This is a genomic window from Agromyces sp. GL_144, assembly GCF_057834305.1.
In genome coordinates this window covers 3339794-3358630 of the sequence record NZ_CM174399.1, presented here as the reverse complement: position 1 = coordinate 3358630, position 18837 = coordinate 3339794, and the positions used below count along the sequence as shown (strand labels likewise).

Here is an 18837-nt window from a genome sequence, read left to right as displayed (position 1 = left end):
AGTCGCGTCGCACGCATGAGGTCGCTCCTCATGGTCGTGCCGCTCGTCGCTCTGCTCCTCGCCCTCGGCGGCCGGCCGGTGGCCGGGGCCGCCGCCGAAGCCGGCGACGAGGCCGCGCCCGAGTCGTCGAACGCCGGCGAGATCGAGATCCCGTACCGCGAGACCGCCGAGATCCAGCCGTCGCCGCCGTGGCGCATCGCCGACTGCGCCGGTCCGTCGGCGGCGAGCCCGCTCGTCGTCGAATGCGATGCCGAGCACATCCAGCTGTCGGCGCCCGACTACGACCCCGAGGCGGGCACGACCGTGCTGCCGGTCGCGCTGACCGACGGCTCGGTGTCCATGACCGTCGCCTACCGCGTGACCCTCGCGGCCCCGCCCGCGCCCGAGGCCTCGCCGTCCGCGAGTGTGCGGCCCGTGGCATCCGGCAGCCTGCTGCTCGTGCCGTTCTCCGACCTCGGGGCGACCTGCACGCGCTGCGGCGACGGCGCAGGCCTGGTGGCCGTCGGGGTCGAACCGGCCGCGGCCGGCAGCGCGTGGGCCACGCCGACGCATCTCGTGTTCCGCGCGTCCGCGACGTTCACCGGGCCCGCCGAGATCGGCTTCGGCGTCGTCGACGAGTTCGGCACGACGGGCCGGGGCACGATCGCCGTGGGCGTCTACCGGGCGGATGTCCCGCTCATCGCGCTCGACGTCGCCGTGCCGCTCGACGACTCGGGCGATGCCGAGATCGACCTCGCCTCGCTCGTGACCTCGATCGCCGGCGACGACGTCGTGTTCGTCTCGTGCGGAGCCGCGATCCACGGCGCGGCCGCCTGCGACGCCGACGGCACCGCGCGGTACGCGGGATCGGGCGAGGTCGACCAGTTCGGATTCCAGGTCGCCGCCGGTGGCGAGCAGGCCTCCGGATCCGTCACGCTCGTTCCGGCGGGCGCCGACCCCGACGCAGGCCTCCCCGAGGCGGGACCGGTGCCGTCGGCGCCGACCGGCGCCGATGACGGCGAGCCCGTCACGACCCTCTTCATCCCGCCCGCACCAGCCGAGCAGCCCGCGACCGGCGGACCGTTCGACGCGTTCATCGCCGTGCTCGATCGCACCGCCCGATGACCGCCGGCCAGGTCGCCACGACCACCTCCACCACCTCGACCTCCTCCGAAAGGCAGCACCCATGAGCCTCCGACTCACGCTCGACCAGCGCGCCGGCGACGCCGCCGGCTCGTGGATGCTCGACGTCGACGAGGGCACGACCGTCGGCGAGGTCGCCGAGGCGCTCGGCGTGCCCGAGGCGATGCTCGACGGCGAGCCGACCCCGGCGACGCCACTCGCCGACAGCGCCGTGCTCTCGGGCGGCCGGGTGCCGCAGACGGCGCACACCGACACGCCGGCCGGCGGGCTCCGGCTCGAGCTCGTCGGCGGCCCGTTCTCGGGCGACTCGCTGCCGATCGTCCGCGGCGCCGCGGTCACGATCGGCCACGGGGCATCCGTCTCGCTCTCGATCGCCGACCCCGCCCTGCTCGCCCACCACGTGACGATCACGGTGTCGCCGGGCGGCGCGGGCAGCGACGGGCGCCCGATGCCGGTCACGGCCTCGGTCGCCCCCGAGCGCGGAGCCCAGGTGTGGGTCAACGGCGTCGTGATCACCGAGCCGACCGACGTCGTGCCGGCCGACCTCGTGCAGGCGGGCTCCAACGTGCTGCGCCTCGGCATCGCACCCGTCGGCGACGCCGACCTCACCCGCGACGCGCTCGGGGCCAGGGGGTTCAACCGCCCGAGCCGCATCCGGCCCGCCGCCGAGCAGCCCGTGGTCGCGCTGCCGGGCGACAAGCCCGAAGACCCCGACCAGTCGCCGATGCCGTGGCTCTCGGCGATCATCCCGGTCGTGCTCGGCGTGACCATGGCCGTCGTGTTCGGCCGCCCCATCATGCTGCTCATGGCCGCCGCCAGCCCCATCATGGTCATCGGCTCGTTCCTGACCAACCGCAAGCTGGCCAAGAACAAGGGCGTGAAGACCGAGCAGCAGTGGATCGACGACGTGCGCGCCACCGAGGCGCGCATCGGCGAACTGGCCAAGCGCCAGCGCATCGAGTCGTGGTACCGCCTGCCCGACCCCGTCGTGCTCTTCGACATCGCGACCCGCCCGCTCTCCCGGCTCTGGGAGCGCCGGCGCACCGACGCCGACTCGCTCGCACTGCGGCTCGGCGTCACCGAGGTCGGGCTCGACGTGCGCTTCGAGGGCGGCGGCAAAGATCGCACGACCGAGCGCCGCGTCGGCGTCGCGCCCGTGCCGGTCGCGGCCGACCTGCGGTCGGGCCCGCTCGGCATCGCCGGCCCGGTCGACGCCGCCCGCAGCCTCGCCCGCGTCATCGTCGCGGGCTGGGCGACGCTGCGCTCGCCGCGCGACGCCGAGCTCGTCGTGCTCTGCCCCGACGACGCCGAAGACGCGTGGGGCTGGGTGCAGTGGCTGCCGCACGCGCAGCCCGCCGGCGCGGCCGCCTCGGTCGGCAACTCCGACGACTCGCGGCGCGAGCGGCTGCGCGAGCTCTCCGAACTGCTCGACCTCCGCATGCGCACCGCCGGCCAGCGCGGCGCGGAGCCGCCGAGCAGCGTGCTCGTCATCGTCGACGGCGCCCGTCGCCTGCGCATGCTGCCCGGCATGGTGCAGCTGCTCGAGCACGGCGCCGCGCACGGCATCCACCTCGTCGCGCTCGACACCGAGCGCGAGCGACTGCCCGAAGAGGCGAAGAGCGTCGTCGCGATCGACCCCTCCGACCCCGCGGTCGCGCGCGTCGAGACCGGCACCGACTACCACCCCGTCGTGCTGCTCGACGGCCTCTCGGTGCCGCGCGCCGAGCTGATGGCCCGCAGCCTCTGCTCGCTGCGGCACGTCAGCGGCGTCGGCGACGACGCCATGCTCCCGTCGGCCGTGCGCTTCGCCGACCTGCTCGCGATCGACCTCGACGACCCCGAGCCGCTCGTGCGCCGGTGGCAGACGCAGCCGCGCAACACGTTCGTCGTCGTCGGCGCGACCGGCGAGGGCGAGTTCGCCGTCGACATCTCGCGCGACGGCCCGCACGCGCTCGTGGCCGGCACCACGGGTTCGGGCAAGTCCGAGTTCCTGCAGGCCCTCGTGGTCAGCCTCGCGCTCGCGAACCGCCCCGACGCGCTGAACTTCGTGCTCGTCGACTACAAGGGCGGCTCGGCGTTCGCCGACTGCGAGCGGCTGCCGCACACGGTCGGCATGGTGACCAACCTCGACGCGCGCGAGACCGAGCGAGCGCTCGCGTCGCTCGACGCCGAGCTCAAGCGCCGCGAGAAGGTGCTGCGCGACATGGGCGCGAAAGACGTCGACTCGGCTTGGGCGAGGGACGCCGACACGGCCGCCCGCCGCGGGCTCGCCCGCCTCATGATCGTCATCGACGAGTTCGCCGAGCTCCGCACCGAACTGCCCGAGTTCATCGACGGGCTCGTGCGCATCGCCCGCGTCGGCCGCTCGCTCGGCGTCAACCTCGTGCTCGCCACGCAGCGCCCCGCGGGCGTCGTCACGCCCGAGATGCAGTCGAACATCAACCTGCGCGTCGCGCTCCGCGTGACCGACCGCACCGACTCCTCCGACATCCTCGGCTCCGGCGAGGCCGCGCTCATCAGCCCCACGACGCCCGGTCGCGGATTCGTGCGCACCGGCCCCTCATCGGCCCCCGTCGCCTTCCAGACGGCGCGCGTCGCCGGCATCCGCCCGGGGGTGCAGCGCAGCGTCAAGGTGCTGCCGCGCAAGGCGCCGCTGCAGTGGGACCTGCTCGGGTTCCCGGCGAAGTACCCCAAGGCGGCGTCCTCGCAGTCGCAGGTCACCGACCACGACGACACCGACCTGCGCGCCCTCGTGAACCTCATCACGGCGGCCACGCAGCAGCTCGGCATCCCGAAGAACCCGTCGCCGTGGCTCGTGCCGCTGCCGGCCGTGCTGCCGCTCGAGAAGTTCCAGGACCAGCCGGTGCCCGAGGGCTCGATCGTGCTCGGCCTCGAGGACGTGCCGGGCGAGCAGTCCCAGCGCAGCCTCACCTGGAACATCGAGACCGACTCGCACGTGCTCTTCATCGGCGGCTCGCTCTCGGGGCGCACGACGGCGCTGCGCACCATGCTCGCCCAACTCGTGCAGGAGCACACGCCCGCCGACCTGCACCTCTACGTCATCGACTTCGGCAACGGCGCGCTGCTGCCCCTCGTCGACGCCCCGCACACCGGTGCGGTCGTCACCCAGCTCGACTCCGACCGCCTGCCGCGGCTCGTGCAGCGACTGCTCGAGGAGCTCGGACGCCGCCAGGCCGTGCTGTCGGCCGCCGGCGTCGGCCACATCTCCGAGCAGCGCGCGCAGTCCGACGCGGCGACGCGGCTGCCGTACGCGATCGTCGTCGTCGACGGCTGGGAGCGCATGCTCTCGACCATGAACGCCGACCAGCTCGTCACGTTCCGCGACCAGTTCATGCGCGTGCTGCGCGAGGGCCCCGCGGTCGGCGTGCGCGTGCTCATCACGGGCGACCGCGGCATCTCGGGCGACAAGATCTCCTCGTTCATCGACGAGCAGTACGTGCTGCCGCTGCGCGACCTCTCCGACTACCGCACGGCCGGCATCCTCGCGAAGGACGTGCCGATGGACCTCCCGCCCGGGCGCGTGCTCTTCGGCGCCGTCGGCGCGGAGGCGCAGCTCGCGGTGCTCGTGCGCGACACGAGCGGCGAGGCGCAGACGACGGCGCTGCGCCGCATCGTCGAGCAGGTGCACGACCACTTCGACCAGTACCCGCAGCTCGCCGGCCTGCCGCAGCCCGTGCGGGTCGACCCGCTGCCCGGCCACTTCGCCCTCACCGCCGCGTACGACCTGCCGCTCGGCGACTCGGGCCCGGCCGACGGACCGGTCGTGGCCGTCGGCGGCGACGTGCTCTCGCGGTTCACGATCGACTGGCCCGCCGAGGGCGGCCTGCTCGTGGCCGGGCCGCGCAAGTCCGGCCGCTCGTCGGCGCTCGCCGCGATCGTGCACCAGCTCGCCTGGCGCAAGACGCCGCTCCTGGTGGTGTCGCCGCGCGAGTCGGTGCTCACCGAGGTCGCGACGGGGCACGGCATCCCGGTCGTCGCAGCGGGCGACACCGACCCCGGCACGATCCAGCAACTGCTCGACGCGGCCGGCGAGTTCGTCACCGTCGTCGTCGACGACGCCGAGCAGTACAAGAACGCGCCGATCGAGCATGCGCTCACGGGCGCCAAGCACCGGGCGGCGTTCATCGTCTCCGCCGACTCCGAGTCGCTGTCGACGCTGTTCGGCGGCCCGGTCGTCGAGGCCAAGCGCGCCCGGCGCGCGCTCGTGCTGCGCCCCGAGTCCGCCGTCATGGGCACGCAGACGATCGGATCCCCGATCCCCAAGTTCATGCTCGGGCGGGGCACGCCCGGATCCGCGGTGTTCACGACGCCGGCCGGCTGGCTCCCCGTGCGGGTGCCCGACATCCGACAGTGACCCGCCGGCGACGCACGTAGACTGACCCGGGCGAAACGCCCGACCGAGGAAGGGACCGACTCCGTGGCTTCTGCCCGCTGCGTCTACTGCGACGCGACGCTGCAGCCGAACAGCATGTACTGCGTCGAGTGCGGCCAGCTCATCCCGCAGCAGGCCGCCCGGCCGCCCGTGCCCACGCAGTTCGCTGCGCCGCAGCGTGCGACCCCGACGGCCGCGCCCGCGCCCGTTCCCGGGGCATCCGCCGGTGCGGTCGCGCCCGTGCCGCTGCCGCGTTCGCTGCCCTGGCAGCAGCCGGGTTCCCGGTCCGATGCCGCGGCGCAGGCGACGCCCGCTCCCGCAGCGCCCGCGGCGATCGAGCGCATCGAGCTCGCGTTCTCCACCGGCCAGCGCGTCGTCGTCTCGGGCAGCGCCGTCATCGGGCGCAAGCCCGCCGACACGGCGCTCGCCATGGGCGTGCGCGCCGTCGAGGTGCAAGACGACACCCGGTCGGTGTCGCGCGTGCACCTCTTCCTCGACCTGGCCGACGGGCGCATCCACGTCGGCGACGCCGGTTCGGCGAACGGGGCGCGCCTCGAGCGCGGCGGCCGCATGCAGCAGCTCGAGTCCGCCGGAACGCGGGTCGAGGCATCCGTCGGCGACACGGTCTGGCTCGGCGACCTCTCGTTCGAGATCCGCCCGGCCTGATCAGCCGGTTCGTTCGGCTCGGTCGGCTCGGCCGGGCAGGGTCAGTCGGCTCAGCCGGTTCGTGCCGACCGCTCAGCTCAGCTCGGTCGGCCAGTCGGGCTCCAGCTGCGGGCCCTTCCACTTCATGAAGCCGAACGTCGATTCGTGCATCGAGAACGGGATGCCGCGGGCCTGCGCCTCGGTGAAGAGCGCCCGCACGACGGCCTGGCTCGTCGCTTCGGACAGCACGGAGTCGAGCAGCAACGGCAGCAGGCCGCGGCGGTGACCGTCGGCCCAGCGCGCGTAGAGGCTGACGCGCTTGGCGGCGCCCCGGTCGGCGATGCCGGCCCGCAGGGCCTCGCCGTCGCGCACGGCGATCTCGCACAGGATCGTGCCGTTGCCCGCCTTCAGGGCGAGCGACCCGAACCAGCCGAACACCGGCACCGCCCGGAGCCGCGCCGTGCGCGCGCGGTCGTTGAGCACGCCGACGAAGACGACGTCGGACCACGGGATGAACGGCGAGTTCGCGAGCACCACGCCGTGCTCGTCGATCGAGCAGGCCACGGCGCCCGAGCCCGCGAGCAGGCGCAGGATGCGCCCGCGCAGCACGCTCGTGACGATGAGCGAGATGCTCAGCACGCCGAGCACGGCGACGAGGGTGATCGTGAACCACGAGCCGAACCCGGTGGCGAGCATGACGGCGATGCCGGCGATCGCGGCGGCGAGCAGGATCACGCCCGTCACGATGAACCCGGTGTTCCATCGCCGGGCCGTGTCGGCCTTCACCGGGTCGACGAGCGCCTGGAAGCGCGCCGGGGCGGGGGACTGGTCGAACGACATCAGCCGAGCAGGTTCGGATCGATCGAGCCTGCACCGCTCGGGCGTCGCGAGAAGTCGTCGGGAGCGAGGCGCTTGAGGTCGACGAACGCGCGATCGCGCATCGTGATGAGGGGCCAGGCCGTGGCATCCGCCCCCTTGCCCATCTGGATGGTCACGTAGGCGAGCCGATCGGCGTCGGCCCGGTAGACCGCCACGCGGATGCCGCCCTTCTTGTGGTTCGGCACCGGGAGGTACTGCGCGGGGTCGCCCGTCGCGAACTTCGCGTGCATGGCGTCGGCGACGTCGGACCCGCCCGAGACCAGGAAATGCCTGGCCTTCAGGCCCGTGCCCGTCTCGACGCGCTGCCACCGGTGCGAGCCGGCGATCGCGACCCACGCGAACGCGACCGCGAAGAAGGCCGCGAGCACCACGAGCCCCGGAGCGACGATGCCGCGCAGGCCGGAGCGTCGACCGGTCATGTCGCTCGCGTCGTCGCGGATCGCCTCGAAGTTCGCGAGCACGAGCACGAGGCCCACGACGGCGAGCAGCGACAGGATCGCGAAGACCACGGTCGGCGCGACGGCGCGCGCGTACCGGAACAGTTGCGGGCGGGCGGCGAGGGTGGCGTCGTCAGGGCGCACGGACGGCCTTTCGGTCGGAGAGCGGATGCCTCGACTGTACCTACTCCGTGCACGGGGAGTCCTCCCCATCGGATTCTCGCGGCTCAGCGGGTAACGTGATCGTCGCACGGGAATCGGAGTCGAGGCTCCGCACACGTGCTCACACGAGGCATCCACTCAACGGAGGAACATCATGGCGGAGATCCGCGTCACGTCCGACTCGCTCGCCGGCGTCGCCGGGCAGCTCTCGAGCGGTTCGCAGTCCATCGAATCGCAGCTGTCGAACCTGAAGTCGCTCGTCGAGGGGCTCATCTCCGGCGACTGGTCCGGCACGGCGTCGCAGAGCTTCAACGAGCTCTACTCGCAGTGGGACCAGGCCGGCCTGCAGCTCAAGGAGTCGCTCCAGGGCATCAGCGACCTGCTCAACCAGGCTGCGCTGTCGTACGAAGACAGCGAGAACGCCATCGCCGGTACGTTCAACGGCTGACAATCGCTGACGGGGGCGCCGGGGTCCAACGCCCCCGGCGCCCATCCGCTCGAAAGGGGTTCCGGTGGTCTCATTCAGAGTCCGCGCGACAGCGCTCAGCGAGGTGGCTGCGCTGCTCGGCACCGTGCTGGCGACGTTCGACACCAACCTGTCGACCGTCGACGCGCAGGTCAAGCGCACGGTCGACGTCACCTGGAAGGGCGACGACGCCGACAGCTTCGCCGAGGGCTGGGCGACGTTCATGACCACCGCGGGGTTCGTGCGCCAGTCGCTCGCCGCGCTGCAGACGGGGCTCATCACCGCTGACGGCTCGTACACGCAGAACGAATCCGGCGTGCAGCGCTCGTTCAACGGCCGCGCGCCCTCGGTCGCCGCGATGCGGTCGAACTCGGGCAAGCTCGGCGCCGTGGTCGATCGGGGCGAGGAGCGCGCCGAGGACATGGCGGAGTTCTTCGGCCGCGACTACGCCGGCGACGGCGAGAACGAGCTCTACGGCGGCGGCATGCTCGGCGCCCGCAAGAGCACCGGGCAGGCGACCGGCGGCGGCTCGGGCGACAGCGACCATGACGGCGACGACGACTCGATCGGCGAGGGCGTGTTCCGCCTCGGCGAAGACGGCGAGCCGGCCGTCGTCGAGGGCGTGGCGCCGGTGCACATCGCCGAGGTGCCCGACATCGACGCATCATCCGGCACTGGGGGAAAGAATGTCTGAGCAGCAGGCCGACACGGCCGACCTCAAGGCGCTCGCCGACATGCTCGGCGAGCTCGTCACGTACTGCACGGCGCTCAAGCAGGGCGCGAGCGGGTTCGCCTACATGCTGCCCGCCGAGTGGCAGGGGCCCGCGATGAGCAACTTCCTCAGCATGTTCGAGAAGTGGCAGCTCGGCGCCGAGGCCATGGCCCAGGCGGCCGAGGGCCTGCAGGATCAGGTCGACGGCGCCCACAAGGCCTACACCGAGACGATCGAGTCGCTCGACGAGTCCTGGACCAAGCTCGCGTCCGGCCTCAGCGGCTGACCCTCTTTTTTCTCAACCCTTCATCACTCAGGAGCTCGGGAGACTCATGTCGCACGTTCAGTTGGATGCTGCACGGCTCGCCGCCGACGGCACTGCGTTGTTCTCGATCGCGCAGTCCGTGTCGCAGGCGGTTCGGGCATGCGAGTCCGCCTTGGGCGGCACGGGCGGCATGGCCGGCGACGACGAGTCGGCCGAGGTCTTCGCGCACGGCCAAGACGGCGAGCCCGGCTACGACCAGTACTCCGTCGACGTGATGAAGTCGGCGCTCGGCCTGGCGAACGCGCTTCGCATCGTGGATGCCGCGTTGGGCAACACCGGCCGTGCGTACGACGGTGCCCAGCTGGTGGGGGCGTTCAAGCCCGCCTCGTCGTCGCGCATCCCCGAAGAGAACCCGACGGTGATCCCGCCCACGGCGTCGGTGCCGACGTCGCTGGGCAAGGGGCCGGAGGGGCCGCTCGGCGAGTTCGGCCACTTCCTGAAAGACGCGTTGGCGACGCTCGGCGTCGTGCTGCCGTCGGCCGACCGGGGCAAGCTCTCGAACGCCGAATCGGCGTGGAGCGAGCTGTCGGGCGCGATGACGCGTGCGCAGTCGCGCGTCGACAGCGCGTTCACGAACGCCTCGTCCATGACCTTCCCGCAGAAGTACAGCATGCTCTCGTGCCAGCGCTCGCTCGGTTCGTCGTTCGGCAAGGTGGCCGAGTCGGCGACGTCGATGTCGGGCTTCGCGCGGGGCATGATCGACGCGATCGACCAGGCGTGGGAGGAGATCGGCTGGTTCATCGCCCAGATGGCGATCGAGATCGGCATCGAGATCGGCATCGGCGCGCTGCTCGGCATGGTCACCTTCGGCGCCGGTGCCGCGGCCATGGCGGCGAAGATCATGACCACGGTCGTGCGCTGGGCGATCAAGATCTCGCTGCTGTGCAAGAAGCTGCGCACGATCATCATGATGGCGCTGCGCGCCGCGCGCATGGCGATCCGCGGCGGCATCCGGGTGGCGAAGGAGTCGATCTCGGCGGGCCTCGCGAGCGGCATCACGACGGTGTCGTTCAACACCGTGCGCGGAGCGCTCGACCCGAACTACCAGCCGCAGAACGTGCTGACCGCGGCGCTGTCGGCGGCGGTCGGCGGTGCCGCAGGCGCCGGCGTCTCCGGTGCCGGTGCGCGGTTGACGGGCGGCGTGGCCTCCAACGGCTTGCGGCGGGTCACGCACATCGCCGTCGAGACCGGCGGCGGTGCGGTCGACGGACTCGCCTCGGGCCTGGCGGAGTCCGGCCTGTCCGGTCAGCCGTTCCAGCCGCTGTCGGCCATGGCGGCGGGCGCACTGCTCGGCGGCGCGCTCGCGGGCCGGCCCGGCGGCGGGCACGGGCACAGCCCCTCGTCGCCGTCGACGCCCGGTGGCTCGGGCGCGCCGGGGTCGGTGCACGACATCGACACCAGCGGCATCCCGTCGGGCACGGGCACCAACGCGACCGCGGGCACCCCCGGTGGTGGCGCATCGGTCGACGTGCCGTCGGATGCCCCGACCCCGGGTTCGGGCGGCGGCGGTTCGAGCACGTCCGGTGGCGGCGGTGCCGTCGAGGTGTCGAACGACGCCCCGACGCCCGGTTCGGGCGGTGCCGACGGCGCCGGCGCGAGCGGCGACGGCGGCGGCTCGGTCGACCTGCCGGGTGCGGTCGATGCCGGCGGCGTCGACCTGAGCAACGGCGGTTCGACGGCGGATGCCCCGAGCGTCGACGCTCCGGCGCATGCCGACGCGCCGGTTGCGGATGCTCCTGCTCACGCGGATGCTCCTGCTCACGCTGATGCTCCTGCTCACGCTGATGCGCCGACGCACGCTGATGCTCCTGCTCACGCTGATGCGCCGACGCACGCTGATGCTCCTGCTCACGCTGATGCGCCGACGCACGCGGACGCTCCTGCTCACGCGGATGCTCCCGCGCACGCTGATGCGCCCTCGCATGCCGACGGCCCTGCTCACGCGGATGCTCCCGCACACGCTGATGCGCCCTCGCACGCCGACGCACCTGCTCACGCCGACGGCCCTGCTGCAGATGCTCCGGCGCACGCCGATGCTCCGGCGCACGCCGACGCGCCCGTTCACGCGGATGCCCCGATCGCCGACGCGCCTGCCGCCGATGCACCCGCGCACGCCGACGCCCCGGCCGGCGACGCGCCGGCGCACGCCGACGCACCCGCGGCCGATGCGGCCGCGCAGGTCGACGCCCTGGCCGACATCGACGCACCGACCGCATCGGACATCGCGGCATCCGCCGATGCCGTGGCATCCGACGTCGGCACGGACTCCGGGACCGCCGACGCGTCCGACCAGCCGGTCGGCGCGGCCGTGGCGGCGCCCTCCGCCGCCGACATCGCGGCATCCGCCGACGCGGTGACGGGCGCCGACGGTGTCGATCCCGCCCATGCCGCCGACGCATCGACCGCAGACGAGCACGGTTCCGGCGAGGCATCCGATGCCGAAGCGGCCGACGGCGAGGCATCCGACGCCCTCGATGCAGACGCCATCGCACCTGAAGACGCCGCCGCCGCGGGTGGCGCGGCCGCAGCGGGTGCCGCGGCCCTCGCGTTCAAGCCCTCGCTGCTCTCGACCGGCACGGCGGGCGGTCCGAACGGCGCCGCGGCAGGCAACCCGCCCGCCCAGCCGAAGCCGCACGCCTCGAGCGAGCGCAGCCTCGCCGACGTCGACCAGGCCCGCGGCGAGATCAACCCGAACTACGACCCGTCCGACCCCGAGAACGGGTACGCGACGAACTGCGGCAACACCAGCGCCAACTACTTCGACTACCTCAACGGCAACCCGGTCTCCGAGGCCGGCACCGGAACGCTCGGCATCGCCGAGATGGAGGCGCGCACGGGCTTCCCGCAGACGACCGCGACGCCCGCCCAGATCGACGCGACCCTGCGCGCGCTCGGCCCCGGCTCGCATTGCGTGGTCGGCATCGACCGCACGGCGATGATCGACGGCCAGCCGACGCCCGTCGCCGGTCACTGGATGACCGCCTACTTCGACGGCGAGACCGTGTGGGCGATCGATTCGCAGACCGACACGCGCTCGCCGTGGCCGCCGCACGAGCCGCTCGCGACCAACTGGGACGCGTCGATCCACCCCGAGCACGTCGTCAACCCCGACGGAACCAACGTCTACGACGTCGACGCGACCTCGACGACGGATGCCTCCGGCACGACGGATGCCTCCGGCACGACGGATGCCTCCGGCACGACGGATGCCTCGGATGCGTCGGGCACGACGGATGCCTCTGGCGCGACGGATGCGTCGGGCACGACGGATGCCTCTGGCGCGACGGATGCGTCGGGCACGACGGATGCCTCTGGCGCGACCGTTGCCTCGGGCACGACCTCGCCGGCCTCGGCGGTCGACCCGTCGACGCACGGCGCGCCCGACGCCCCGACAACGCCCGCCGGCACGGATGCCGCGGTCGACGGCGGCGCCGCCGATGCCGCCTCGACGTCCACCGACGCCGAGGGCGGCGAGGACCGGAGCGGTCGCCGCTGGCCGTCCTGGAAGAGCCACGCGACGGTCGCGCCGACGCATCCGTCAGACGGCTCCGCCGGACCCGGCACCACGTTCAACGGCTACGACATCCCCGAGCTCACGCCCGAGATCCGGGCGGAGCTCGACGCGCTGGCGGGCAAGCAGGACTCGCCGATCGTGAAGAACGAAGACGGCTCCTACTCGCTCAAGGACCCGATCGACGTCGACGACTTCACCCGCTCGAACCCCGACCACGACTGGAACGAGTTCCAGCGGCAGGTGGGCATGCAGCAGCAGGGGCTCAACAACCTCACGGTCTCGGAATGGCGTCACAACGTCGACTTCTACAACCGCTACAACCGGGTGGCGAAGGGACTGCAGCAGGCGGCCATCACGCGATTGAAGGCGCTGGGCGTTCCGTTCACCAACCCGGCGGTGCTGCACGGGCCCGACCAGGTCGCCGGCGGTCGCGCCGATCGCTTCGACGGTGCAGGAGACCTCGAGGTCAACAGCTCGCTCGGCAGCCAGTGGCGCACCCGCGTCGCCGACCTGGGCCTCATGGTCGACGCGGCCGTCGACGGCATCGATCCGAAGCTGCGGGCGCACATCAGGCTCAATGTCGAGCTCGGCGCGCACAACGTCGCGACCGGGGCGACCGCGTCCCAGTCGACGCTGACCTCCGCCCGACCCGTGACCGCGCCGCCGGCCCCGGCGCCGCGGATCGGCGCCTCGCCGACGGCATCGTCCACGACCTCGCCGACGGCATCGTCCACGACCTCGCCGACGGCATGGTCCACGACTTCGCCGACGGCATCGTCCACGACTTCGCCGACCTCATCGAGCGCCGAGATCGGCCACGCCGGTGGTGAAACAGCGAGCGCGGATGTCCGCGACGTCACCCGTGACGGCTCGTCCGGCGATCGGGTCGACGCAGACGCAGGCGCCCACGCGGATCTCGCCGGAGACGCCCACGCGGATCCCGCCGCAGACGCCGCCGATGAGCTCTCCGCGACCCCCGACGAGAGCTCCGAGGGCTCCGAGCCCGTGTTCGGGACCGAAGGCACGGTCGAACCGACACACGGCGACGGCGGGCCGGATGCCGCAGCAACTGCCCAGCCCACGGTGCCGTCGACCATGTTCCACCCCGGTCTCGATGCGAACTTCGATCGCCTCGCGGCGCCCGAGTCCAGGGCCGACGCGGTCCGATGGGTCAACCAGGCGGGTCTCTGGTCGGATCGAGGGCGGTTCGGCAACAATTGCCACTACGTCGTGAACGCGCTGGAGCTTCGCCTCCGCGGGTACGACGTGGTCGCCAGTCCGACCGTGCAGAGCGTCGCCAGCAACCCGAAGACGGGGGCCTGGGACGACGCGTTCGAAGGACGGATGCCGTCGCAGATCGCGGCCGATTGGGTTCAGAAGGACGGGACTCGGCGCGAGTTCACGCCGCTGAGCCAGTTCGGCACCGGCTCGGCGGCCGATGCGCTCGATGCCCTCACCGCAACATGGGACATCGGCGGTCGTGGGTTCATCGGAGGCATGTGGAAGACCGGTGGCGGTCACGTCTTCACGATCGTCAAGGAGGCCGACGGCGTACGGCTGGTCGACGCCCAGGTCGACAAGCCGGATGCGCGCGAGTATCTCGACGAACTGCAGTTCGACCCCGCCTCCGCGGCGTGGAAGGACATCTCGGTGCTGCGGGTCGACGACCTGGTGCCCACAGCCGAGGTCGTCAAGACCTCGAAGCGCTGGAACACGGCCGAGTACCAGCTGATGGTCGATTGGCGTACGGACTCCGCAACACCGCCACACGAGATGGTCCAGCGCGAGATCGCGGCGAATGAACGTTGGCAGGCCCGCAACGCCGAGCTGATCGCCGAACGCGAGCAGATCATCGCCGACCCGAACGCCGGCGAGGCGGATCGACGCCGTGCCGCTGGGGAGAAGAAGGCGTTGCTGGCACAGAACGACCGTCTGGCGATGGGGCTCGATCGGTTCAAGGCCACGTACGAGCCGCCGTCGCCCAGCGCCGGAGCAAGCGGCTCCGGGATTGGTCACGAGGGCACGAGTGCGTGAGACTGGAGACATGGTGAGTCCATCCGAAGCCAGGAAGCTGTTGGTCGAATACTTCGACGAGCATCCGCCGGCGATCGCCGGCGAGCTCTTCATCGCGACCGACTGGCATGAGGACGCCGACGATTACCTTCCGATGTGGGGTTCGCGTGAGTTCTTCGTCGACGGCGACCAGGCGTTCGGCCGATGGGACAACTCCGCGATCTTCATCGACAAGCGCTCCGGCGAGGTGCGGGTCGACCTGCACACCACCAACTTCGACAAGATCAAGGCCATGACGCCCGTCGTCGTTCCGGAGTGAGTGAGCACGATGCACGAGGCGCGCCGAGGGCGTGGGTAGGCTTCAGGGGTGACGACCGACTCCTCCATCACGGCATTCCTCGCCACGGTTTCGCATCTCTCGCCTGAGCAGTTCGATGCCGTTCGCGTCATCGGGCGGCGCATCGGCCCCGCGCCCCGCATCGCGGCGAGGAAGGCCGCGAAGCTGTCCGCCTCCGAGTTCAGTTCGCTCGACAAGCGCGTGCGCGACACCATCCGCCTCCACGAAGCGGCACTGGGTCCGATCGGCGACGGAGCCCTGACGGCGGCGATCAACGACACCTTGTTCGCCGCGCACGGGGTCGGCTATCGCGACCGGCTCACCGAGGCGGACTACTCGGTGCTCGTCGCGCCGTTCGTCGAAGCCGGGGTGCAGGTGCCCCCGGTCGACGAGGCCTGAACCGGCCGGGTGCGCATGGGCACACCTCCCCATTGGCCGGTGCCAAGGCATGGGTAGACTCGCCGAGGTGGCTCCGCCACCGTCCGTTCGGGTTCGGCGCGAGGCATCCGCCGGCCCGTGATCATGCAGGAAGGCCCCGATGACGACGTTCCGCAGCTTCGATCCCGTCGCGCCGATCAGCGATGAGACCATCGCCCGATTCGCCGGCCAGGTTCCCGACGGCGTCGTCGACCTGTGGCGCTCGCAGGGCGCGGGCATCGTGGGCGCCGACGGCTTCTTCCGCGTCGTCGACCCCGCACGCGCGGCCGAGATGCTGGCCGGCGTGCTCGAGTTGCCAGAGGGCTCCACGGCGTTGTTCACGACCGCGCTCGGCGACGTCATCGCGCATGTGAACGGGGTCTACCTCGTGGTGAAGGCCCGCTGGGGTGCGATCGACGTCGTGCAGGACACGACCTTCGACGAACTCGTCGCGCGCATCGAAGACCCGGCGCAGCGGCAGCAGGCCTGGGAGTGGGAGCCGTATCCCGCCGCCCGCGACCGCGATGGCGTGCCCGGTTTCGAGGAGTGCTTCGGCTACGTGCCGCTGCTCGCGCTCGGCGGTTCGCCCGACGCCGGGCACCTGCAGATGGCGGGCCTCTACGAGCACCTCGCGGTGATCGCCCAGCTCGCCGGCGCCCCTCAGGTGCGCCGGATCCTCGAGTTCGCGCCCGAGGCGCCGGCGGACTCCGCGGATTCGGCACCCGAAGACGACCGCCTCGTCGCGTTCGGGCGCGCCCTGTTCGCCAAGCTGACCGACGATGCGACCCTCAACGTGATCCGGCTGCCAGACGGGCTCGGCGTGTGCCTCGTGCATGTCGCTCGCGGTGGCGGCACGATCTTCGTCGCCCCCGACGAGTCCGTGCTCTTCATCGGGTCCGCGGTCGGCTTCGATTCGGGGCTGGGCGCGTTCCGCGACGGCGTCCGCACCCCGCTCGAGAAGTTCGACATCGACCGCGGCGGCAGGGCCTGATGGCCGACACCATCGAGGAACGCTGCGAACGGCTGCGCCGGCCCGTCACCGAACTCGTCGCGATGAGCATGGCCGCCGTCTACCGGTCTCAAGACGTGCCCGAGCTCGTGCGCGTGATCGGCGTCGTGCGGGCGATCCTCGCCGAAGACGCGTCCGGCCTGCCGTCGGGGGCGCTCCGTGACTGGCTCCCGACCGGGCTGCGCGTGCTCGACCGCATGTCCGAGGCCGTCGAGGGCGGCGACGCGGCCAAGTCCTACGCGATCCTCACCGACCAACAGGACGGCTTCATCCGCCTCACCGACGGCTGCGCCGGGTTCCCCGGCTGGTCGGTCACCGGCTGACCGAGGCGGCGCACCACCCCACCGGCCCGGCGCACCCGAACCGCGCGTACGCTCGAAGCATGGATCCGCGCCGCAACGCCTGGGTCGTCGCGGGGTTCGCGGCGGCGCTCGACCTGGCGCTCGTCGTGTGCGGCTACGGCTTCGTGAGCCTGCTCGCCGACGTCGAGGTCGTGGCCGACCCCGAGGTCGGCGTGCTCGTGGCACCCGTCGCGGTCGGGGCATCCGTGCTCGCCGTGCTGCTCACGCTCGGCCTGCGCCTCGTTCGGCCCGACCGCATGGCGGCGACCGTCGTCATCACGGCGTTCGGCAGTTGGCTCGCCCTCGTCGTCGTCGCGATCGTCGGGCACCTGCTCTCGTCGACCGGATCGGTCATGCAGTCGGTCGCGTTCGGCACGTTGTTCGGACTCGGGTGGTTCGGCCTGCTCGTGCCGGTGGCCGCCGCGATCGTCGCGGTGTTCGCGGTGCTCGTCGCCCGCGGACGGCAGCACGGCATGGCCCGGCCCCGTTGGCCGTGGGAGCACGACGACGCCGATTGACGGATGCCTCGTCAGGCCGGTTCGTCGACGTAGACCGTCGCCCGCGGCATGACGTGCGCCGCGCCCGCCGTGAGCTCGGCGACGCGGGCGGTGAACGCGGCGACCTGCGCGGGCGCCACCGGCACCTCGATGCGCATCTCGGGGCCGTAGTCGACCTGCGACGGCACGTGCCCGAGCCGGCGCAGCTCGGCCTCGAGCGCCGGGCCCCGCTCGTAGTCGGCGCGCACCTCGACGTTCGTGCGCAGGCTCCGCACGACCCGCGTGGCCGCCCGCGCCGACTCCTGCACCGAAGCCGTGTACGCGCGCACGAGCCCGCCGGTGCCGAGCAGCACGCCGCCGAAGTACCGCGTCACCACGGCGACGACGTCGGAGAGCCCCTCGCCGCGGAGCGCCTCGAGCATGGGCTGCCCCGCCGTGCCGGAGGGCTCGCCGTCGTCGCTCGACCTCGCGAGCCCGCCCTCCGGTCCGATGAGGAACGCCGTGCAGTGGTGGCGGGCCCTCGGCGCGGCGGCGCGCACGGCTGCGATCACCTCGCGCGCGGCATCCTCGCTCCCGACACGCGCCAGCGTGCAGATGAAGCGCGACCGCTCGAACCCGACCTCGGTCTGGACGCGTGCGGCGATCGTCTCGTAGCTTCCGGATGCCGCGGCCATGCCGCCATTCTCCCCGAGGCGCCGCGCCAGTCGACCGCCGCGTCGCGACCTCGCCGCGCCCGCGGCGCTATCGTGAACTCCGTGGAGGGTTCGATCGAGGCGCGCGTGAGCCACGAGGTCGATCGCTGGCTGCAGTGGCTGCCGCGATGGCGACCGGGCACGCACCGGGCACGGGTGCGTCTCTGCCAGCGCTGCTTCGGCTCGCCGATCCTCGCGGCCGCCGGACTCGACGTCGACGTGCCGCACCCCGTGCAGCACGCCTTCTCGATGCGCATGAAGGGGGTCATCGACCTCGCGGTCGACGACTACACGGCCCGCAACCTGCCGATGCTGCACCGCGAGATCCGCCTCGCGGAGGAGCGCAAGGCCCGGCGCCCGTACCGCGCGGGCGAGGGGCTCGACCCCGAGTACGCCGGGCTCGACGTCGACCCCGAGCCCATCGCCGACCAGCCGTTCCTCTTCACCCTCGGCGGGCTCGAGGAGCAGGCCGCGGCCGAGGCGGCGGAGCCGGCGCCCCGACCGTTCACGCCCCAGGAGAAGGAGGCGCTCCGCGAGGAGGTGCGCCTCGCCGACGACTTCGCCAAGCAACTCGGCCGGCGCATCTGCGTCGAGCTCGCGCAGCACCGCTACCGCATCGGCAACGCCGTCGAGCGGCTCATCGAGCCGCAGGTCGCCGACATGCTCGCCGACCTCGACCGCGAGCTCGACTCGCCGGGCTGGCCGAGCTGACGCAGGCGCTGCGCGTGCAGGATCGACGCGTCCGAGTGCCGATTCGGCGCCGGAGTGCGCTGTCCGGCACGCCGATTCGGCACTCGGGCGCCGATTCGCGGCAGGAGGGGGAGCAGGGGAGCTGAGCGGCACCTGCGAGACGGCTGGGCAGGGGCCCGCGGCATC

At 72.5% G+C, this 18837-nt stretch carries 16 protein-coding genes; 13 read left to right on the top strand and 3 right to left on the bottom strand.

Translation table 11 applies throughout. The annotated features are described in order from the left end of the window. Positions 1-15: 15 nt before the first annotated feature. The 3 genes from AC3IPY_RS15455 to AC3IPY_RS15445 all read left to right on the top strand — a co-directional run bounded on the left by AC3IPY_RS15455 (position 16) and on the right by AC3IPY_RS15445 (position 6181). A complete protein-coding gene (locus AC3IPY_RS15455; RefSeq protein WP_489185149.1) occupies positions 16-1104 on the top strand; it encodes a hypothetical protein in 1089 nt (362 codons plus the stop codon). 61 nt (positions 1105-1165) lie between these two features. Then, on the top strand, positions 1166-5497 hold the full coding sequence (locus AC3IPY_RS15450) for a type VII secretion EssC family protein (RefSeq protein ID WP_489185148.1): 4332 nt from the start codon (positions 1166-1168) through the stop codon (positions 5495-5497). A 63-nt stretch (positions 5498-5560) separates the two neighbouring features. After that, on the top strand, positions 5561-6181 hold the full coding sequence (locus AC3IPY_RS15445; RefSeq protein WP_489185147.1) for an FHA domain-containing protein: 621 nt from the start codon (positions 5561-5563) through the stop codon (positions 6179-6181). 72 nt (positions 6182-6253) lie between these two features. Here the strand turns inward: AC3IPY_RS15445 and AC3IPY_RS15440 are convergent, their stop codons facing one another. Further along, positions 6254-7000, bottom strand: coding sequence for a hypothetical protein (locus AC3IPY_RS15440; protein WP_489185146.1), 747 nt, complete (start codon positions 6998-7000; stop codon positions 6254-6256). Beyond that, positions 7000-7620, bottom strand: a complete 621-nt coding sequence (locus AC3IPY_RS15435) for a hypothetical protein (RefSeq protein WP_489185145.1) — start codon at positions 7618-7620, stop codon at positions 7000-7002. Before AC3IPY_RS15435 ends, AC3IPY_RS15440 begins: the two co-directional genes overlap by 1 nt. Before the next feature lie 172 nt (positions 7621-7792). On the opposite strand from AC3IPY_RS15435, the gene AC3IPY_RS15430 reads away from it, so the two are divergent. The 9 genes from AC3IPY_RS15430 (at position 7793) to AC3IPY_RS15390 (ending at position 17290) form a co-directional block, all read left to right on the top strand. Then, positions 7793-8086, top strand: coding sequence for a WXG100 family type VII secretion target (locus AC3IPY_RS15430; RefSeq protein WP_056010942.1), 294 nt, complete (start codon positions 7793-7795; stop codon positions 8084-8086). A 64-nt stretch (positions 8087-8150) separates the two neighbouring features. After that, positions 8151-8798: a WXG100 family type VII secretion target gene (locus AC3IPY_RS15425; RefSeq protein ID WP_489185144.1), complete on the top strand. Its 648-nt coding sequence runs from the start codon at positions 8151-8153 to the stop codon at positions 8796-8798. Further along, positions 8791-9102 carry a WXG100 family type VII secretion target gene (locus AC3IPY_RS15420; RefSeq protein ID WP_489185143.1) on the top strand — a complete coding sequence of 104 codons (312 nt, stop codon included), beginning with the start codon at positions 8791-8793 and terminating at the stop codon, positions 9100-9102. Before AC3IPY_RS15425 ends, AC3IPY_RS15420 begins: the two co-directional genes overlap by 8 nt. A gap of 46 nt (positions 9103-9148) precedes the next feature. Beyond that, positions 9149-14689: a polymorphic toxin type 15 domain-containing protein gene (locus tag AC3IPY_RS15415; protein ID WP_489185142.1), complete on the top strand. Its 5541-nt coding sequence runs from the start codon at positions 9149-9151 to the stop codon at positions 14687-14689. A gap of 10 nt (positions 14690-14699) precedes the next feature. Next, positions 14700-14987, top strand: coding sequence for a hypothetical protein (locus AC3IPY_RS15410; RefSeq protein WP_489185141.1), 288 nt, complete (start codon positions 14700-14702; stop codon positions 14985-14987). A gap of 48 nt (positions 14988-15035) precedes the next feature. Continuing rightward, positions 15036-15404: a hypothetical protein gene (locus tag AC3IPY_RS15405; RefSeq protein ID WP_489185140.1), complete on the top strand. Its 369-nt coding sequence runs from the start codon at positions 15036-15038 to the stop codon at positions 15402-15404. A 139-nt stretch (positions 15405-15543) separates the two neighbouring features. Then, positions 15544-16413 (top strand): T6SS immunity protein Tdi1 domain-containing protein, encoded by an 870-nt coding sequence (locus tag AC3IPY_RS15400; RefSeq protein WP_489185139.1) that lies wholly within the window; start codon positions 15544-15546, stop codon positions 16411-16413. Beyond that, positions 16413-16754 (top strand): hypothetical protein, encoded by a 342-nt coding sequence (locus tag AC3IPY_RS15395; RefSeq protein WP_489185138.1) that lies wholly within the window; start codon positions 16413-16415, stop codon positions 16752-16754. The genes AC3IPY_RS15400 and AC3IPY_RS15395 overlap by 1 nt, the downstream gene beginning before the upstream one ends. A gap of 59 nt (positions 16755-16813) precedes the next feature. Beyond that, on the top strand, positions 16814-17290 hold the full coding sequence (locus tag AC3IPY_RS15390) for a DUF6121 family protein (RefSeq protein ID WP_489185137.1): 477 nt from the start codon (positions 16814-16816) through the stop codon (positions 17288-17290). A gap of 11 nt (positions 17291-17301) precedes the next feature. Here the strand turns inward: AC3IPY_RS15390 and AC3IPY_RS15385 are convergent, their stop codons facing one another. Continuing rightward, positions 17302-17943 carry a YigZ family protein gene (locus AC3IPY_RS15385; protein WP_489185136.1) on the bottom strand — a complete coding sequence of 214 codons (642 nt, stop codon included), beginning with the start codon at positions 17941-17943 and terminating at the stop codon, positions 17302-17304. Between the two features lie 81 nt (positions 17944-18024). Between AC3IPY_RS15385 and AC3IPY_RS15380 the strand changes: the two genes are divergently transcribed. After that, the gene (locus tag AC3IPY_RS15380) at positions 18025-18672 is read left to right on the top strand and encodes a spermidine/putrescine ABC transporter substrate-binding protein (protein WP_489185135.1); all 648 of its coding nucleotides are present in this window, start codon (positions 18025-18027) and stop codon (positions 18670-18672) included. Positions 18673-18837: the final 165 nt, after the last annotated feature.

Bases quoted from the DNA above. Each gene is read 5' to 3' on its own strand.
- AC3IPY_RS15455 (WP_489185149.1), top strand. From the start codon at position 16: ATGAGGTCGCTCCTCATGGTCGTGCCGCTCGTCGCTCTGCTCCTCGCC.
- AC3IPY_RS15450 (WP_489185148.1), top strand. From the start codon at position 1,166: ATGAGCCTCCGACTCACGCTCGACCAGCGCGCCGGCGACGCCGCCGGC.
- AC3IPY_RS15440 (WP_489185146.1), bottom strand. From the start codon at position 7,000: ATGTCGTTCGACCAGTCCCCCGCCCCGGCGCGCTTCCAGGCGCTCGTC.
- AC3IPY_RS15430 (WP_056010942.1), top strand. From the start codon at position 7,793: ATGGCGGAGATCCGCGTCACGTCCGACTCGCTCGCCGGCGTCGCCGGG.
- AC3IPY_RS15420 (WP_489185143.1), top strand. From the start codon at position 8,791: ATGTCTGAGCAGCAGGCCGACACGGCCGACCTCAAGGCGCTCGCCGAC.
- AC3IPY_RS15415 (WP_489185142.1), top strand. From the start codon at position 9,149: ATGTCGCACGTTCAGTTGGATGCTGCACGGCTCGCCGCCGACGGCACT.
- AC3IPY_RS15410 (WP_489185141.1), top strand. From the start codon at position 14,700: ATGGTGAGTCCATCCGAAGCCAGGAAGCTGTTGGTCGAATACTTCGAC.
- AC3IPY_RS15400 (WP_489185139.1), top strand. From the start codon at position 15,544: ATGACGACGTTCCGCAGCTTCGATCCCGTCGCGCCGATCAGCGATGAG.
- AC3IPY_RS15395 (WP_489185138.1), top strand. From the start codon at position 16,413: ATGGCCGACACCATCGAGGAACGCTGCGAACGGCTGCGCCGGCCCGTC.
- AC3IPY_RS15390 (WP_489185137.1), top strand. From the start codon at position 16,814: ATGGATCCGCGCCGCAACGCCTGGGTCGTCGCGGGGTTCGCGGCGGCG.
- AC3IPY_RS15385 (WP_489185136.1), bottom strand. From the start codon at position 17,943: ATGGCCGCGGCATCCGGAAGCTACGAGACGATCGCCGCACGCGTCCAG.